12 protein-coding genes and 1 pseudogene are annotated in these 16,773 nt (G+C 63.3%); 5 read left to right on the forward strand and 8 right to left on the reverse strand.

Annotated features, from left to right (window positions below):
- A pseudogene (locus tag AC4FAH_RS00295) lies at positions 1 to 483 on the forward strand (porphobilinogen synthase); the annotation flags it as partial.
- 48 nt (positions 484 to 531) lie between these two features.
- Complete coding sequence (gene ppk1, locus AC4FAH_RS00300; protein ID WP_153636599.1) at positions 532 to 2,817, forward strand: polyphosphate kinase 1; 2,286 nt, start codon at positions 532 to 534, stop codon at positions 2,815 to 2,817.
- 203 nt (positions 2,818 to 3,020) lie between these two features.
- Here the strand turns inward: ppk1 and AC4FAH_RS00305 are convergent, their stop codons facing one another.
- Positions 3,021 to 5,162: a PhoX family protein gene (locus AC4FAH_RS00305; protein WP_225347338.1), complete on the reverse strand. Its 2,142-nt coding sequence runs from the start codon at positions 5,160 to 5,162 to the stop codon at positions 3,021 to 3,023.
- Positions 5,163 to 5,417: 255 nt separating this feature from the next.
- On the reverse strand, positions 5,418 to 6,578 hold the full coding sequence (locus AC4FAH_RS00310) for a 3-deoxy-7-phosphoheptulonate synthase (protein ID WP_225347339.1): 1,161 nt from the start codon (positions 6,576 to 6,578) through the stop codon (positions 5,418 to 5,420).
- A gap of 727 nt (positions 6,579 to 7,305) precedes the next feature.
- Between AC4FAH_RS00310 and AC4FAH_RS00315 the strand changes: the two genes are divergently transcribed.
- Complete coding sequence (locus AC4FAH_RS00315) at positions 7,306 to 7,860, forward strand: sigma-70 family RNA polymerase sigma factor (RefSeq protein ID WP_043332989.1); 555 nt, start codon at positions 7,306 to 7,308, stop codon at positions 7,858 to 7,860.
- The gene (locus AC4FAH_RS00320; RefSeq protein ID WP_107335921.1) at positions 7,839 to 8,549 is read left to right on the forward strand and encodes an anti-sigma factor; all 711 of its coding nucleotides are present in this window, start codon (positions 7,839 to 7,841) and stop codon (positions 8,547 to 8,549) included. The genes AC4FAH_RS00315 and AC4FAH_RS00320 overlap by 22 nt, the downstream gene beginning before the upstream one ends.
- Before the next feature lie 179 nt (positions 8,550 to 8,728).
- Here the strand turns inward: AC4FAH_RS00320 and folM are convergent, their stop codons facing one another.
- The 5 genes from folM to trxA all read right to left on the reverse strand — a co-directional run bounded on the left by folM (position 8,729) and on the right by trxA (position 14,188).
- Entirely contained in the window at positions 8,729 to 9,442 is a 714-nt protein-coding gene (folM, locus tag AC4FAH_RS00325) for a dihydromonapterin reductase (protein ID WP_043332992.1), read from the reverse strand.
- Between the two features lie 53 nt (positions 9,443 to 9,495).
- Positions 9,496 to 10,290: an FAD-binding oxidoreductase gene (locus AC4FAH_RS00330; RefSeq protein ID WP_043332993.1), complete on the reverse strand. Its 795-nt coding sequence runs from the start codon at positions 10,288 to 10,290 to the stop codon at positions 9,496 to 9,498.
- A gap of 86 nt (positions 10,291 to 10,376) precedes the next feature.
- The gene (ubiD, locus tag AC4FAH_RS00335) at positions 10,377 to 11,846 is read right to left on the reverse strand and encodes a 4-hydroxy-3-polyprenylbenzoate decarboxylase (protein ID WP_175089660.1); all 1,470 of its coding nucleotides are present in this window, start codon (positions 11,844 to 11,846) and stop codon (positions 10,377 to 10,379) included.
- Between the two features lie 159 nt (positions 11,847 to 12,005).
- Complete coding sequence (gene rho / locus AC4FAH_RS00340) at positions 12,006 to 13,265, reverse strand: transcription termination factor Rho (protein ID WP_043332997.1); 1,260 nt, start codon at positions 13,263 to 13,265, stop codon at positions 12,006 to 12,008.
- A gap of 596 nt (positions 13,266 to 13,861) precedes the next feature.
- On the reverse strand, positions 13,862 to 14,188 hold the full coding sequence (trxA, locus tag AC4FAH_RS00345) for a thioredoxin (protein WP_043332999.1): 327 nt from the start codon (positions 14,186 to 14,188) through the stop codon (positions 13,862 to 13,864).
- Between the two features lie 406 nt (positions 14,189 to 14,594).
- On the opposite strand from trxA, the gene ppx reads away from it, so the two are divergent.
- Entirely contained in the window at positions 14,595 to 16,154 is a 1,560-nt protein-coding gene (gene ppx, locus AC4FAH_RS00350) for an exopolyphosphatase (RefSeq protein ID WP_389382512.1), read from the forward strand.
- A 41-nt stretch (positions 16,155 to 16,195) separates the two neighbouring features.
- Here the strand turns inward: ppx and tilS are convergent.
- On the reverse strand, positions 16,196 to 16,773 hold a 578-nt coding region (gene tilS, locus AC4FAH_RS00355; RefSeq protein ID WP_490245537.1), incomplete at its 5' end, for a tRNA lysidine(34) synthetase TilS.

Genomic DNA, 16,773 nt, shown 5'->3' on the forward strand with positions numbered 1-16,773 from the left:
CGCATCGGCTCCATCCGCGCCATGCTGGAACAGGAAGGCCTGATCAACACGCGCATCATGGCCTACTCGGCCAAGTACGCCTCCAACTACTACGGCCCGTTCCGTGACGCGCTCGGTTCGAGCGGCAATCTGGGCAAGGCCGACAAGCAGACCTACCAGATGGACCCCGCCAACAGCGATGAAGCGCTGCACGAAGTGGCCATGGATATCACCGAAGGCGCTGACATGGTGATGGTCAAGCCGGGCATGCCCTATCTTGATGTGGTAACGCGTGTGAAGCGCGAGCTGGAAGTGCCGACCTTCGCCTATCAGGTCAGCGGTGAGTACGCCATGCACATGGCGGCTTTCCAGAACGGTTGGCTGGATGCCGACAAGGTCATTCTCGAGTCGCTGATGTGCTTCAAGCGTGCGGGTGCCGACGGCATCCTCACCTATTTTGCTCGCCAGGCGGCCGAATTGCTGGCGCAGAAAAACCGCCTTTGACAACCCCGGCCATTGCGGATGCGGCTGACCGGGATCATGGAGTTGATGATGGAACAGACGCCCAAGCAAGACACCGACAACAACACGGCGACCCTGCCGGAAGTCGCTGACAGTCGCGACAAGGATGCTGCCCCCAAGGCAGCATCCACCCCACGGGAAGGCGAGATCGAGCTGGCGGCGGATGAGCCGCCGGCTCAGGAACCGCTGCCCCTGCGCGTCAACCGGACGCGTACCGGTATCCATGCCAAGGCCACCCCCTCCCCCGAGGCTGATCTCGCTGATCCGGCGCTGTACTTCAATCGCGAGCTGTCCAACCTGCAGTTCAACATCCGCGTACTCGAGCAGGCCAAGGATACCTCGCATCCGCTGCTCAACCGCTTGATGTTCCTGCTGATCTTCACGTCCAACATGGACGAGTTCTTCGAGATTCGCGTGGCGGGTCTCAAGCATCAGATCGCCTTCGATCGCACCGACCCCGGCTGTGACGGCATGCTGCCGAGCAAGGTGCTCGATGAGGTCTCCCGCATCACGCATGAGCAGGTCGAACGCCAGTACCGCATGCTCAACGAGGACCTGATCCCCGCGCTGGAAGAGCAGCACATCCGCTTCCGTCGCCGCAATCAGTGGAACGATGCCCAGAAGGCCTGGGTGCGCGATTACTTCGAGGAAGAGATCCAGCCGGTCATCAGCCCGATCGGTCTCGACCCGTCGCACCCGTTCCCGCGCCTGGTCAACAAGAGCCTCAACTTCATCGTCGAGCTGGAAGGCAAGGATGCCTTCGGTCGTGAAGGTGGCCTGGCCATCCTGCCGGCCCCGCGCTCGCTGCCGCGTCTGATCCGCATCCCGGATGGCCTCGTCGAGCAGGGGTACACCGAATACGTCTTCCTGTCCTCGATGATTCACGCTCACGCCCAGGAGCTGTTCCCGGGCATGAAGATCAAGGGCTGCTATCAGTTCCGCCTGACCCGCAACGCCGATCTCTCGGTGGATGCCGAGGATGTCTCCGACCTGGCCTCCGCGCTGCGTGGCGAGCTGCTGGCGCGCCGCTACGGCGACGGGGTGCGTCTCGAGGTGGCCGACAACTGCCCGGAAGCGCTCTACACCTTCCTGCTCAAGCAGTTCGATCTGGAAACGCGCGACCTCTATCAGGTCAAGGGCCCGGTCAACCTCAACCGCCTGATGGAAGTCATCGGCGACGTCGGCCGCGAGGACCTGCTCTACGCCCCGTTCACTCCGGGCATCCCCAAGGCACTCAAGGGCGACAACAGCCTGTTCGATGCGATCCGTCGCGAGGACATCCTGCTGCATCACCCCTTCCAGTCCTTCTCCCCGGTCGAGAACCTGCTCGCCGAGGCGGCGCGTGACCCGAACGTGCTGGCCATCAAGCAGACCCTCTATCGCACCGGCGCCGACTCCAACATCGTCTCCTCGCTGGTGGAAGCCGCACGTCAGGGCAAGGAGATCACCGTGGTGATCGAGCTGCGGGCGCGCTTCGATGAGGCCGACAACCTGCAGCTGGCCTCACGCCTGCAGGAAGCCGGCGCCATCGTCATCTACGGCGTGATGGCCTACAAGACCCACGCCAAGATGCTGCATATCGTGCGACGTGAACACGGCGAGCTGCGTCACTACGCGCACCTGGGCACCGGTAACTACCATGCCAAGACGGCGCGTCTGTATACCGATTACAGCCTGCTGACCGCCAACGAGACACTTTGCGAGGACGTCCACAAGGTCTTCCAGCAACTGACCGGCATGGGCAAGCAGCGCAATATCGAGAAGCTGCTGCACGCGCCCTTCACGCTGCATGAGCGCATGGTGGAGATGATCGACCGTGAAGCGCGCAACGCCGAGAAAGGCAAGCGCGCCCACATCATCATCAAATGCAATTCACTGACCGAGCCCAAGCTGATTCGCGCCCTCTACCGCGCCTCGCGGGCTGGCGTGCAGTGTGACCTGATCATCCGCGGCGTCTGCTGTCTGCGCCCGGGCGTGCCGGGGATTTCCGACAACATCCGCGTACGCTCGGTGATCGGTCGCTTCCTCGAGCACACGCGCACCTTCCACTTCCACAATGCCGGTCAGCCGGAGACCTGGTGCTCCAGCGCGGATTACATGGAGCGCAACATGTTCCACCGCGTCGAGACCTGCTTCCCGCTGCTCGACAAGAAGCTGGCCCAGCGTATCCGCAAGGACCTGGACACCTATCTGGTCGACAACTGCCAGAGCTGGCGTCTGGAAAGCGATGGCCACTACACCCAGCTGGATGCCGGCGACGCGGAACCGATCAGCGTGCAGGAAACCCTGCTGTTCGCCTACGCCGCCAAGGCCTGATCGCGCTCGACGAGGTCAGGACAGAACAAAGCTCATGAACTCTCGGCCCTCACGCTTGCGTGGGGGCCGTTGTCGTTGGCCCTCCCCACCCGCTTGATCGACCAAGCACCCTCAAGCGAAGCGGGGCCAGGTTCAGGCGCATGAAAAAGCCCCCGTATCATCGATACGGGGGCTTCGCGTTCACACCTGACGCGCGGCTTTCATCAGACGCCGATCTGGCCGCCATCTTCGCGCTGGATGACCACGGTCGCGGCGCGGGCACGCACGCTGCCATCGGTCTCGGCGGTGGCATCATCGCTCTGCGGCCAGTTGGCCGGGTGCTGGATGTTGATGAACATCGCGGTCTTGTCCGGGGTGGTGAAGATCCCGGTGACTTCACAGCCGTTCGGGCCCACCGCGAAGCGCTTGAGCTGCGCCTGGTTGTCGGCACCGATCACGGCCGCGTCTCCCTCGGCCTGCTCGAGACCTGCCGGCACGACCGCCAGCAGCTGGTCATTGGTGACCTCGGTGATGCCTTCGTAGCCGTTGTCTGTCTGGATCCACAGGATGCTGTCCTGTCCTTCGCGGCCATCGAAGTAGAGGCCATCGGGACTGGCGAACTCGTTCATCTCGGTCAGGCCGGACAGGTTGTCGGCATCGCTGGCCGCTGCGCCGAACACGAAGATCTCCCAATCGAAGGCCTTGTGATCGCCCGCTTCACGCCAGCGGATGATCTGACCCGCTTCGTTGTTGCCACGCGGATTGGCCGCGTTGGTTGGCGCCGTCTTGTAACCGACACCCGGCTCCTCGATGGCGGTGCCATCGTTGGTGAAGGCGGCGTCAGTGCCTTCCTCGGTGCGCTTGGAGTTGTTGGTCAGCGTCATGTAGACCTCACCGGACACCGGGTCCACCGCGCCCCACTCCGGGCGGTCCATCGGGGTCGCGCCCATCAGGTCAGCCGCATCGGTGGTGTGGATGATGATGCCAGCCAGGTCATCGGCCGCCAGCCCCAGTGCTTCGGCCAGGGTGCGGCCATCCTTGGTCACGGCGTCCGGCGTCAGCTTGAGCCACGTGCCGGTGCCATCGGCGGAGAACTGGGCGACATACAGCGTGCCCTTGTCCAGGTACTTGTCGCCGATCGCCAGGCGGTCCTTGAAGTCACCGGCGCCACGGGCATCAGCGGCGTCCCACTTGGCGTCCGACACGAACTTGTAGATGTACTCGTTGCGCGAATCGTGACCGGAGTAGAAGACCACCGGCTCACCCTCGACCAGCTTGCCCGGCCAGCAACCTTCGTGACGGAAGCGGCCCAGCGCGGTGCGCTTGATGGCCTGCTCGCCGGTGTAGGGGTCGATCTCGACGATATAGCCGAAGGTGCGCGGTTCGTTGCGGTAATCCTTGTCGGCGCTGTCTGCCGTCGGCGTGTTGTCGAAACGCGCGAACTCGCCATCGACTTCACTGGCATCTCCGGCGGCGGTTTCCCAGCCATAGCGGCCACGCTCGGTCTCGATGCCGATGCGGTTGTCATCGAGCTGACGATCGCTGCGCTTGACGAAGTAACCCGGCCAGTTCTCTTCACAGGTCAGGTAGGTGCCCCACGGGGTGTAGCCGTTGGCGCAGTTGTTGTTGGTACCACGGGTGCGCATGCCATCCGGCGAGAAGGCCGTCTTGACGTAATCGCTGCCCGCTACCGGGCCGCTCAGCTTCATTTCGCTGGCGCTGGTGTAGCGGCGGTTGTAGCGCGAATCGCCCACCACTTCCCACTTGCCGTTGCTGGCCTTCTTGACCTCGACGATGGTCACGCCATGGGCATTGATCTCGGTGCGCACTTCATCGGCCGGACGCTTGCCGGAATCCGCATTGGTCGCGCCGCCCTTGGGTGCCCACAGCGCATCCTGATCGATGTATTCGTTGTTCATGACCAGCAGGAAGTTGCTGGAGGCCGTGTCGTCGCTCAAGGCGAAGTTGTGCATGCCATCGTGATGCATGCCGACGGTGTTGAGCTGGATCTCCGGCGTCATCGCCAAATCCTTGCTCCACTTGGGTGCCTTGGCATTGAGCGGCGTGCCCCACGGCGCCAGCACCTGTGCGGTATACCCCTTGGGAACCACGACTGCATCCGTGCGTGACCCCTTGATCGATTCGAAGGCCAGTGCCAGAGTCGTCTTCTCACCCGCAGCGTTGCTGGCGGCGTTGGCCGTGGTGCTCAGCCCCGCAAGACCGAAACCACCCAGCATGCTGGCAGCCGCCATGCCCAGGCCGCCCTGCAGGACACGACGACGCGAGATGTGTCGTTCGATGACGGATGAGAACGTCTCGTTGCTGCTGGGATTAAGCAGGCGATGGTCTTCGATTTCCTTGCTCATGTCGCTTCCCCGTAGTCAGGTTTCGGGTTGTTCTGTTCAGGCATGCCCCTTGAGGGCATGCCGAAGGCAACAAGAGTGATACGCGAGCCCGATGACAATTCCGTGACGAACGGGCAACAAAGGCAAGAGACGACAGCGCCCAACGGCCTTTCGACCGTTGGGCGCTGGGGATTTCAGGACAAGCCGACAAATTCAGCAAACATCAGGCAAGCGCGACGTCATCCTCCCATCGAGGCGCGAGTCTGGCGTTTGATCTCAGGCCTCGCGCAAGCGCTCGGCGGCCAGGCTCAGCAGGTGCTCGGTGGTTTCCCAGCCAAGGCATGCATCGGTGACGGACACGCCATGACGCAGCTGGGAGAGCTTCTCCGCTGCCGGCAAGGCCTGCTTGCCTTCATTGAGGTGACTCTCGAGCATCACGCCGATCAAGGCATCATCCCCCGCCAGGCGCTGAGAGAGCACATCCAGCATCACTTCGCTCTGGCGGCGGTGGTCCTTGCGGGAATTGGCGTGGCTGCAATCGACCATCAGACGCGGCGTCAGGCCAGCGCCTTCCAGCTCACGCCGGCAGGCGGCCACCGAGGCGGCGTCATAGTTGGGCTGGCCATGGCCGCCGCGCAGCACCACATGGGTATGCGGGTTGCCCGCGGTCTCGATCAGCGCCGGACGTCCGCTGTCATCCATGCCGAAGTGGCGATGCCCATGCGCCGCCGCCCCGATGGCCTGCACGGCGACCTCGACGCCTCCGTCAGTGCCGTTCTTGAAGCCCACCACACAGCCGAGGCCGGAGGCCATCTCGCGATGGATCTGCGACTCGGTGGTGCGGGCGCCGATGGCCGCCCAGCCGAGCAGGTCTTCCAGGTAGGCGGCGGTCAGCGGCTGCAGCAGCTCCGTCGCCACCGGCAGGCCCAGCTGGTTGATCTCGCGCATCAGCTCGCGTGCCTGACGCAGGCCGGTGGCCATGTCATCGCTGCCATCCAGATGCGGATCATAGGCCAGCCCCTTCCAGCCCACCGTGGTGCGCGGCTTCTCGACATAGACACGCATCACCAGCTTGAGGCGATCACGTACCTGCGGCTCGATCACCGCCAGGCGCTGGGCGTACTCACGCGCGGCCTTGAGATCATGGATGGAGCACGGCCCGACCACCACCAGCAGACGATCATCGTCGCCGGCGAGAATGGCGTTGATCTCATCGCGATGCTGGCGAATCTGGCCGGCCAGGTCGGCGTCCACCGGCAGCTGCTCGCGCAATTCGCTGGCGCTGGGCAGGGCTTCACGACTGATGCGTCCGGGTGTGGTCGGTGTCTGGGCGGCATCAGAGCGGGTCACGGTGGCGTTCTCGGCAGTCAAGGGGTCAACAGTGGCGTCGGCAGTGTGCGGGTTGGCGGTCAACACGCGTTCAAGGCTGGCGTTCATGGTCTTCTCTCCTGTGATGAAGCCTCGGCTCCATCACGCAATATTCATTCTGACAGACAGGGACTTCGCGAATCGTCACCCCGGTGTTGCTCGCCCTGCCCCGCGGTGACAGCGGAAAGAGGCAGGACGCCGCTAAATCGCCAGCGCCAATAACCATGCACGACCCGAGCGGAGGCAAGAGAAAAGCGGGTAGTCAGGAAAGTGGTGCGCATGGTCATTCCTCTCGTCATTCATGCTGCAATCATTGTCGGCACGTTAGGGTGACATGCCTCTCGTCATGGATTTCGCAAGGCCCGAAACGCAAGAACCCCCGGCCGTGGCTGCGACCGGGGGTTCTTCAAGGTGGTGGCAGCCCGTACGAGACAGGCGCGCCGTAACCTCAGGCGCGCCCCTGTGTAAACCAATACCAATAGCCGGCCGCACACGCCGCCGTCACGACCTGGCCCGAAGGGCAGGCAGCGACAGTGAACGGGCGGTGGCTGGTGGTCTGGTTCATGGGTCGGGCCGGTATCCAGTAGTGACGATGAAAATGGTGATAGGCCTATCCTTGCACTCCAGATCGTCCTGCGCAAGCGTGAACCGGCAACAAACCGTTGCCCGCACGCATAAAGAAGGGCTATCAGCCTGAAGTGGCATCAGTATAATCTTTGGTTGTCGAGCAACATGATCGGCAACACGCATTCGTCCAGCGGTGCCTGACACCGCGCCCACAGCTTGGAATGCATGCATGCAGGATTCCCGAAATGATGCACTGATTGAGTATCTGTCGGGATGCGCCCGGCAGGATGCCAAGGCACTGGATCAGCTCTATCGAGCGACCAGTGCGCATCTATACGCTCAGTTGCTGCGTATCTTGAGACATGAGGCATCCGCGCAGGATTGTCTTCAGCAGGTCTACATCCGGGTATGGGCCGCCGCCGCCCAGTATGACGCCGGCCGCGCCCGCCCGATGACCTGGCTCGGCACCATGACCCGCAACATCGCCATCGACTGGATACGTCGACAGCGACCCAGCGAGCATGACAGCGATGAATTGATCGCCGCCATGCCGGGGCGGAGTGATATCGAGGCAGATGTCGACCTGGCCCAGCACAGTGGTGAGCTCCACCAGTGCCTGGCCGAGCTGAATGACGATCAACGCCGCGCCCTGGAACTGGCCTACTTCGAAGGCCTCACCCACCAGGATCTGGCCAATCAACTGGACCAGCCCTTGGGCACCGTCAAGAGCTGGGTCCGTCGTGGACTCGAGAGGTTGAAGACATGCATGAGTCATTTGATCTGAGCGACCCGGAACTGCGCGAAGCCGCAGCGGGCGAATATGCGCTCGGCACATTGACACGCGACGAGCGCGCGGCATTCGAGTCACTGCTGGCCGTCAGCCACGACCTGCAACGTGATGTGGAGCGCTGGCGCGAGCATCTCAACGTGTTCAATGAACAGCTTCCCCCCGTCACGCCACCGGCCCATGTCTGGCAAGGCATCGCCGAGGCGACGGGCACCGCCCGTCAGCCCTGGTGGCGTCGCCTGGGCCTGTGGCAGGGCATGACTGCCACGGCGTTCAGCCTGGCACTGGCGGTCACCCTGACCTTCAGCCTGGGGCACAACGCGGGCATGGAGAGCGACTACGTGTTCGTGGTCAACAACTCTGACAGCAGCCCCGGCTGGATCGTCAACGCGTCCCACTCGGGCGAGATGATGGTGCAGGCAGTCAGGCCCGAAGCGCCGGCCCCCGGCAAGGTCTGCGAGCTGTGGCTGATGGCCAAGGATGGCAAGGAGCCGATGTCACTGGGCATCCTGCCGCACTCCGGCACCATGAAGGTCGAGGTGCCCAAGGAGTATCTGGCCGCCTTCCCCGACAGCGATCTGGTGATCACGCTGGAAAGCCCGCAGGGCGCTCCCTCCGGCAACCAGATGGGCCCGACCCTCAAGAAAGGTCAGCTGACGCCGGTCGAAGGCCGCCATATCCTGTAAGCGCTTCAGTAGTGCAGGATGTAGTAGCAACGATCGCAACAACGATCGCAATAACGGTCGCAGCAACGAAAAAAAAGCCCCCGCTTTTCAGCGGGGGCTTTTTTTGTGCAGTGCTCAGGTCTCGAATGTCACGCCTCGGAAGTCGAAAGCGATAACCGAAAGATCACTGACAGAAGCTATCAGCGCAGATGGCGGCCACCATCCACCGGCAGGGTCGTGCCCGTGACATAGGGACTATCCAGCAGATAGCGCAGCGCCTGCCAGATGACGCCTGGCCCCGGTACCTGCTGCATCAACGACTTGGCGCGCGCACGCTCGGCATAGTCGTCGTCATCGTCCGGACGCAGCATGATCAGCGCCGGCGCGATGGTGTTGACCTGGATGCGTGGCGCGAACATCGACGCGAACGACAAGGTCAGGTTCTCGAGCCCCGCCTTGCTGGCCGCGTAGGCCGCATGCTTGCGCGAGCCCTTCTGGACCACGAAGTCACTCATGTGGACGATGTCCGCCTGCGTCTCGACTCCGGCTTCCAGCAGATCGCGCAGCGCCAGATTGATCAGGTACGGCGCCTGCATGTGGACACGGAACAGGTGCTCGAACAGCTCGCCCTGCCCCTCGCCGTCGCCATCCGGCGCCCAGTCGCCGGCATTGTGCACGATGGCCCGCAATGTCGGAGTCAGCTCACGAATCGCCGCGATGAAGGCCTGGATGCCTGCCTCGCTGGAGAAATCCGCCTGCACGGTGCGAATGCCCAGCGCGCGCAGGGCGTCGAGCTCTTCCCGCTCGCGTCGATAACTGATGATGACCGGATGACCATCATCGATCAGTCGCTCGGCACAATAGCGCCCCAGACGCTGGGCGCCGCCCGTGATCAGTATCGGGGACTGGCTCATTCACTCGACTCCTTCAGGCAATGTCAGGCGGCTTCAAGCAATGTCAGGCGGCTTCAGGCAGAGACCAGCGCCGGGTCCAGCAGCGGCTCGCGTGGCGCATAGCTGAACACATCGGAGCTCAGCGCGCTGGCCTCGACACCCAATGGCGTCAGCGCATCGACACAGGCATAGACCATGCCCGGCGAGCCGGACAGATAGACGCGCTTGCCCGCCATGCTGCCCGCGTGCTTGCGCAGCGCCTCATCGATACGCCCCAGATGGCCATTGAAAGCGGCCTCGACACCGGCCGCTTCCAGCGCGCGATGGTGGGCATCACCGACTTCCGGCGCTTCTTCCAGCACCGGGAAATAACGGAAGTTGGGCTGACTGGCGGCCCAGTTGAGCGCCGCGCTCTCCAGGTACAGATCACGCCGCTCACGCGCCGCCCACCACAGCTCGATGGGCTGGGTCAGGCCACGCGCAAACGCCGCCTGCAGCATGGCGTGCATCTGCGAGAACCCGGTGCCGGCACAGATCAGCACGATGGGGCTGGGGTCGTCGAGGTCCAGCACGCACTCGCCACTGGGCAGACGCAGCTCAAGTTGATTGGCCGCGACCAGCAGGCTGCGCAGACGCGCGGAATTGCTGCGCTCCGGCCAATGCTGGATATGCAGCTCGAGCACGCCATCATCACTGGCGGCATTGGCGATGGAGAACGGTACCCAGGTGGTGTCATCGAGCTTCATCTCGAGATACTGGCCCGGCGCGTGCGCCAGGGCCTCGGGACGTGCGGCGAAGCGCACACGAAACACGTCCGGGGTCAGATCTTCCACACTCTCGACATGACAGGTCAGGGTCCGCGCCGTCATCGTATCCTCTTGTTATCTGATGCCTGCCGCCAGCGCGCCGCGCAACGACAGGGTAAATGCATGGGTGTTGATGGTCTGTCGCGGAATCAGTCCAGAATGCCCAGACTGTCCCAGCGTTCATCGACACGGGATGTGATCTCTTCGCTCATCACGATGGGCTCGCCCCACTCGCGGTCCGTCTCGCCGGGCCACTTGTTGGTCGCGTCCATGCCCATCTTGGAGCCAAGACCCGCCGTTGGCGAGGCGAAGTCCAGATAATCGATCGGCGTATTGTCGACCAGAACGGTATCACGGCTCGGGTCCATGCGCGTGGTGATGGCCCAGATGACATCTTCCCACTTACGGGCATCGACATCATCATCCAGCACGATCACGAACTTGGTGTACATGAACTGACGCAGGAAGCTCCAGACCCCCATCATCACGCGCTTGGCGTGGCCGGGGTACTGCTTCTTCATCGTCACCACCGCCATGCGGTAGGAGCAGCCTTCCGGCGGCAGATAGAAGTCGACGATCTCCGGGAACTGCTTGCGCAGAATCGGCACGAAGACTTCATTGAGCGCCAGGCCGAGAATCGCCGGCTCATCCGGCGGACGCCCGGTATAGGTGGAGTGATAGATCGGGTCGCGCCGATGGGTGATGCGCTCGATGGTGAAGACGGGGAAGGTCTCCACCTCGTTGTAATAGCCGGTGTGATCGCCGTAGGGGCCTTCCGGTGCCACGTCATCCGGATACAGATAGCCTTCCAGGATGATCTCGGCGCTGGCCGGGACTTCGAGATCCGACAGGCCGCATTTGACCAGCTCGGTGCGCGAGCCGCGCAGCAGGCCGGCAAAGGCATACTCGGAGAGTGAATCCGGTACCGGCGTGACAGCGCCGAGGATGGTGGCCGGATCGGCACCCAGAGCCACCGCGACCGGGAAGGGCTCGCCCGGGTGGGCCTTCTGCCACTCGCGGAAGTCCAGTGCGCCGCCACGGTGTGCCAGCCAGCGCATGATCAGGCGATTCTTGCCGAGCTTCTGCTGACGATAGATGCCGAGGTTCTGGCGCTCCTTGTGCGGACCACGGGTGATCACCAGCGGCCAGGTCACCAGCGGTGCGGCATCTCCGGGCCAGCAGTGCTGGATCGGAATCATGTCGAGATCGACATCCTCCCCTTCCAGCACGATCTCCTGACAGGGCGCACGCTTGACCTTCTTCGGCCCCATGCTCATCACCTGCTTGAAGATCGGCAACTTGTCCCAGGCATCCCGGAAGCCCTTGGGCGGCTCCGGCTCCTTGAGGAAGGCCAGCAGCTCGCCGACTTCGCGCAGCGCCTCGACGGATTCCTGGCCCATGCCCAGCGCCACGCGCCGCGGCGTGCCGAACAGATTGCCCAGCACCGGCATGCTGTGGCCCTTGACGTTCTCGAACAGCAACGCCGGACCACCCGCCTTCAGGGTGCGATCGCAGATCTCGGTCATCTCCAGATAGGGGTCCACCTCGGCACGAATGCGCTTGAGTTCGCCCTTCTCTTCCAGCGCCGCGATGAAATCGCGTAAGTCTCGATACTGCATGGGAGTTTCCGCTCGGCTTGATCAAGTCCCGAGCATACCATTGCCAGCCGGCACTCGGCAGGTCAGCAACGCAAGACGCCCACTTCCCGGGTGGGAAGTGGGCGTCCTGGCAAGCACCTGTCGAGAACATGGCCAGCCAACCGGCTGGGCCAGTGTCGATCAGCGGCGCTTCATGGCCTCGAAGAACTCGAGATTGGTCTTGGTATCTTTCAGGCGATCGATCAGGAACTCGGTGGCCGCCACATCTTCCATCGGGTTGAGCAGCTTGCGCAGGATCCACATGCGCTGCATTTCATCCTCGGACGCGATCAGGTCTTCACGACGCGTGCCGGAGCGACGGATGTTGAGAGCCGGGAAGACACGACGCTCGGCCAGCTTGCGGTCGAGGTGAGCTTCCATGTTACCGGTGCCCTTGAATTCCTCGAAGATGACTTCGTCCATCTTGGAACCGGTATCGACCAGCGCCGTGGCGAGGATGGTCAGGCTGCCGCCTTCTTCGATGTTACGCGCGGCACCGAAGAAGCGCTTCGGCTTCTCGAGGGCGTGAGCGTCGACACCACCGGTCAGCACCTTGCCGGAGGACGGCACCACGGTGTTGTAGGCACGCGCCAGACGGGTCACGGAATCGAGCAGGATGACGACATCCTTCTTGTGCTCGACCAGACGCTTGGCCTTCTCGATCACCATCTCGGCGACCTGGACGTGACGGGCCGGCGGCTCATCGAAGGTGGAAGCCACGACTTCGCCACGCACGGTGCGCGACATCTCGGTAACTTCCTCGGGACGCTCATCGATCAGCAGCACGATGAGGTGACATTCGGGGTTGTTGCGCGTGATGGAGGCGGCGATGTTCTGCAGCATCATCGTCTTGCCCGCCTTGGGCGGCGAGACGATCAGGCCACGCTGGCCCTTGCCGATCGGTGCGGTCAGATCAAGGATGCGCGAGGTGATGTCTTCGGTGGAACCGTTGCCGATTTCCATCAGCAGGCGCGACTGCGGGAACAGCGGCGTCAGGTTCTCGAACAGGATCTTGTGCTTGGCATTCTCGGGGCGGTCAAAGTTGATCTGATTGACCTTGAGCAGCGCGAAGTAACGCTCCCCTTCCTTCGGCGGACGAATCTTGCCGGAGATGGTGTCGCCCTTGCGCAGATTGAAGCGACGGATCTGGGACGGTGAAACGTAGATGTCATCAGGGCCCGCGAGGTAGGAAGAGTCTGCACTGCGAAGGAAGCCGAAGCCGTCCTGCAGGATTTCCAGAACGCCGTCGCCGTAGATGTCCTCACCGCTTTTCGCGTGCTTCTTGAGGATGGCGAAGATGATGTCCTGCTTGCGCGAACGTGCCAGATTATCGATGCCCATCGTCTGGGCAAGTTCCAGCAGTTCGGGGACAGTATTTTGCTTGAGTTGGGTAAGATTCATCGGCTTTGTTTGAACGTGGCTCAGGTCAGCAGGGCTGATAGATAAGAAGGGAATCGAGAAGACGGGCAGAAGGCAAGGACCGGCACTGCAAAGGTGCAGACAGAACTCGACAGCATTCCCGGAGGCAAGCGCCTGAGCTGGATGAAGACAGGTGCCAAAAGTTCAGGAAAGATCACTCACCACGGCCGAACTATGAATTCAGCAACGGAGTGTCGAGCTACGGATGTCCAGCGACGACGGACCGGTCGAAGGGACACGGAGCGTCATGCTTCCTGACAGAAAAGTCTTCTCGATATGGAATCTAGCGGTATGAATCGCCTGGTGGCTGGCCGGCGTGTTGCGGGCAGCATTACCAGAGGGCTGGCTGACAACTGGGGGACCGTGGGACGGTCGACATGACGCAATCAGAGAGCGTGTAATCAGGCGAACGCCTCGATGGTAGTCAAGCCGGCCCCTGAACGCAAGCCCCGGCGGCCTGGTGGCGCTCCCGGCGCTGCCTGAAGCGCTCGCTAGCGGCCAGTCAGCGCTGCGATAGCCGCCGCTGACGTGGCGCTTTCACTGACGGCTCAAGGCACCTGGCGGCGGCAAGGCCCGATTCACAGATTGGCATCCAGAAAGGCTGCCAGCTGCGCGCGCGGCATGGCGCCCACCTTGCTGGCTTCGACATTGCCGCCCACAAACAGCATCAATGTCGGCACACCGCGCACGCCGAAGCGGGCGGCGAGTTCAGGGGCTTCATCGACATCGACCTTGACGATCTTGAGCTGCCCTTCGTATTCCTCGGCCAGGGATTCCAGCGTCGGTGCCACGCTCTTGCACGGCCCGCACCAGGAAGCCCAGAAATCCACCAGCACCGGATGCTCGCTCTCCAGCACCACGGATTCGAAGTCCCTTTCTGCAATCGGTACCACACGTTCGCTCATCGCGACGTTATCTCCCAGACCCGGTTGGTCTTGCTGATTGTGCTGCGTGATGGCTTGCGACTCATTGAGCGTGATGATGACCCGCGACTTCGTCGTTCTGTCATATCACGCCGCTAGAATAGCATGCCCCATGCGCTGAATGTGCCGCCAGCCCCTCGTGGTGATGGCGCCGTGTGTGCCACCGGTTTGACACCTCTGGCCAGTCGCCGCAATCTTGCGAGAGTCGCCGCCGCGACCTGCTGCCAGCGTCATCTTCCCGCAGCAGGCTCGCGTCCGGTGGCCGCCCACGCTCACGACAACTTCATTGCGCCATGGTCGCTACGCAAGGAAGCCGTCGCAGGAGTTGGCGTGAAGGAGGCAGTGCATGATGCCTGCCATGAATGACCCGCCGTAAAGGACTCCGCCCTTGAGTGAATCAGCACCCTCCCAGCACCCGCAACCCACCGCCTCTGATGAAGGCAGTGCCGGCAATGAGGCCCCGCTGCTGAAGCTGGCCGCCATCGATCTGGGTTCCAACAGCTTCCACCTGCTGCTGGCCAACCATCAGGCGGGGCAATTGCAGGTCGTGGCCAAGCAGGGTGAGAAGGTCCAGCTGGCGGCAGGGCTGGACGAAGACGGCATGCTCAGCGAGGAAGCCATGGAGCGCGCCCTCAACTGCCTCGCCCAGTTCGCGCCCTTCATCGATGGCATCGAGGCCGACCATCTGCGGGTCGTGGGCACCAACGCCCTGCGCGCCGCGCATAACAGTGAAGAACTGATCGAGCGTGCCGAGGCTCTGTTGGGGCATCCCATCGAGATCATCGCCGGGCGCGAAGAAGCCCGCCTCATCTATCTGGGCGCGGCGCATGCGCTGGCCGATGTGCACGGCAAGCGCCTGATCGTCGATATCGGCGGCGGTTCCACCGAGTTCATCATCGGCGAGCAGTTCGAGCCCCAGCTGCTGGAAAGCCTGCACATGGGCTGCGTCGCCTATACCAAGGCCTTCTTCCAGGACGGCGAGATCAGCGAGAAGCGCATGCGCCGCGCCGAGCTGGCCGCACGCTCGGAACTGGCCAGCATCCAGCGCACCTATCGCGAGATGGGCTGGGATGACCCGGTCGGCTCCTCCGGCACCATCAAGGCCGCCGCCAACGTGCTGGAAGCGCACGGCTGGGCCCCGCATGGCGTGGTCACACGTGAAGGGCTGCACAAGCTGCGCGCGGCGCTATTGGAGTTCAAGCGCCTCGACAAGGTCAGCCTGCCGGGCCTGAAGAGCGATCGCGCCACCGTCTTCCCGGCGGGCATCGCCATCCTGTGCGGTGTCTTCGAGGCACTGGGGCTGGAGCAGATGCGCTACTCCGACGGTGCGCTGCGTGAAGGCGTACTGTTCGATCTGATCGGGCGCAACACGCCGGAGGATTCGCGTCTGTCCGCCATCGAGTCGCTGCAGCGTCGCTACGGCATCGATACCCGCCACGCCAGCAATGTGCGCGACACCGCCCTGCAGCTGTTCGATCAGGTCGCCGGCGACTGGGCGCTGGGGGCGACGTCACGTCAGCTGCTGAGCTGGGCCGCTGACCTCCACGAAGTCGGCCAGGCGATTTCCCACAGCCAGTTCCATCGCCATGGCGCCTACCTGCTCGAGCATTCCGACCTGCTCGGCTTCTCGCGTCCGGAACAGCGCGCGCTGGCCTTCCTGGTCCGCGCCCACCGTCGCAAGTTCCCCAAGAACGAACTGGCGGCGCTGCCGGAGCCGCAGCAACCGCGTCTGGCGCGTCTGGCACGCCTGCTGCGCATGGCGGTGATGCTCAACCATTCACGCTCGGAAGCGCCGGTGCTCGGCATGCATCTCAGCGCCGAAGGCGACGACCTGACGCTCAACCTGACCGAGGAATATCGCGATCACAGCCTGATCAACGATGACCTCAGTCAGGAAAGCGAGCTGCAGAAAGCCGCCGGCATGACGCTGACACTGGCCGATGCCTGAGCGAGCACTGCGCAAGACATCGGCGAGACCGCCCGCTGGCCTCACTGCTGTGTGAGTACGGCCAGTAGCCACCAGCCCCGCGAGGGATGCCACAGCCCCGCGACAGTCCCGTCGTGCATGCGTGCCACACGCAACTGGTCACGCTGCCACGGCGGGATATTGGCTTCCTGCAGCAAGCGCTTGAGATCGCGCCGCCCCCGCCCTGCCACTCGCAGTACATCTCCCGGCTGACGTGAGGTGAAGGCAACATGCTGCTCATCCCTTCCCAGCGCCCGCCATGCCTTGCGCGCCTCAGCATCCCACTCAGAGGGTGGCGTCTCGCCAGGTTGGCGACCACTTCCCGCACAGCCGGTATCGCCTTGTCGATGACGCACACCCTGCTCAATAACGGTATCTGACACCTGCCACCACAGCTGGCCGCGCCACGCGCGCACGCTGACGGTGTATTCGGCGTTGGCCCAGTGCACCTCGGCCACCGAGTCGGGCGGCGTGGCGATCAACTGCTGCAGGCTCATCAAGCGACCCCGCGGCGGCACCGGCCAGCCACGCGACTGGCATAGATGGCGCAGGACCAACCGCTGACGTGACTCACTCAAGCCTGCCAGCTCCGCCAGTGACA

It is taken from the genome of Cobetia sp. (assembly GCF_983723665.1).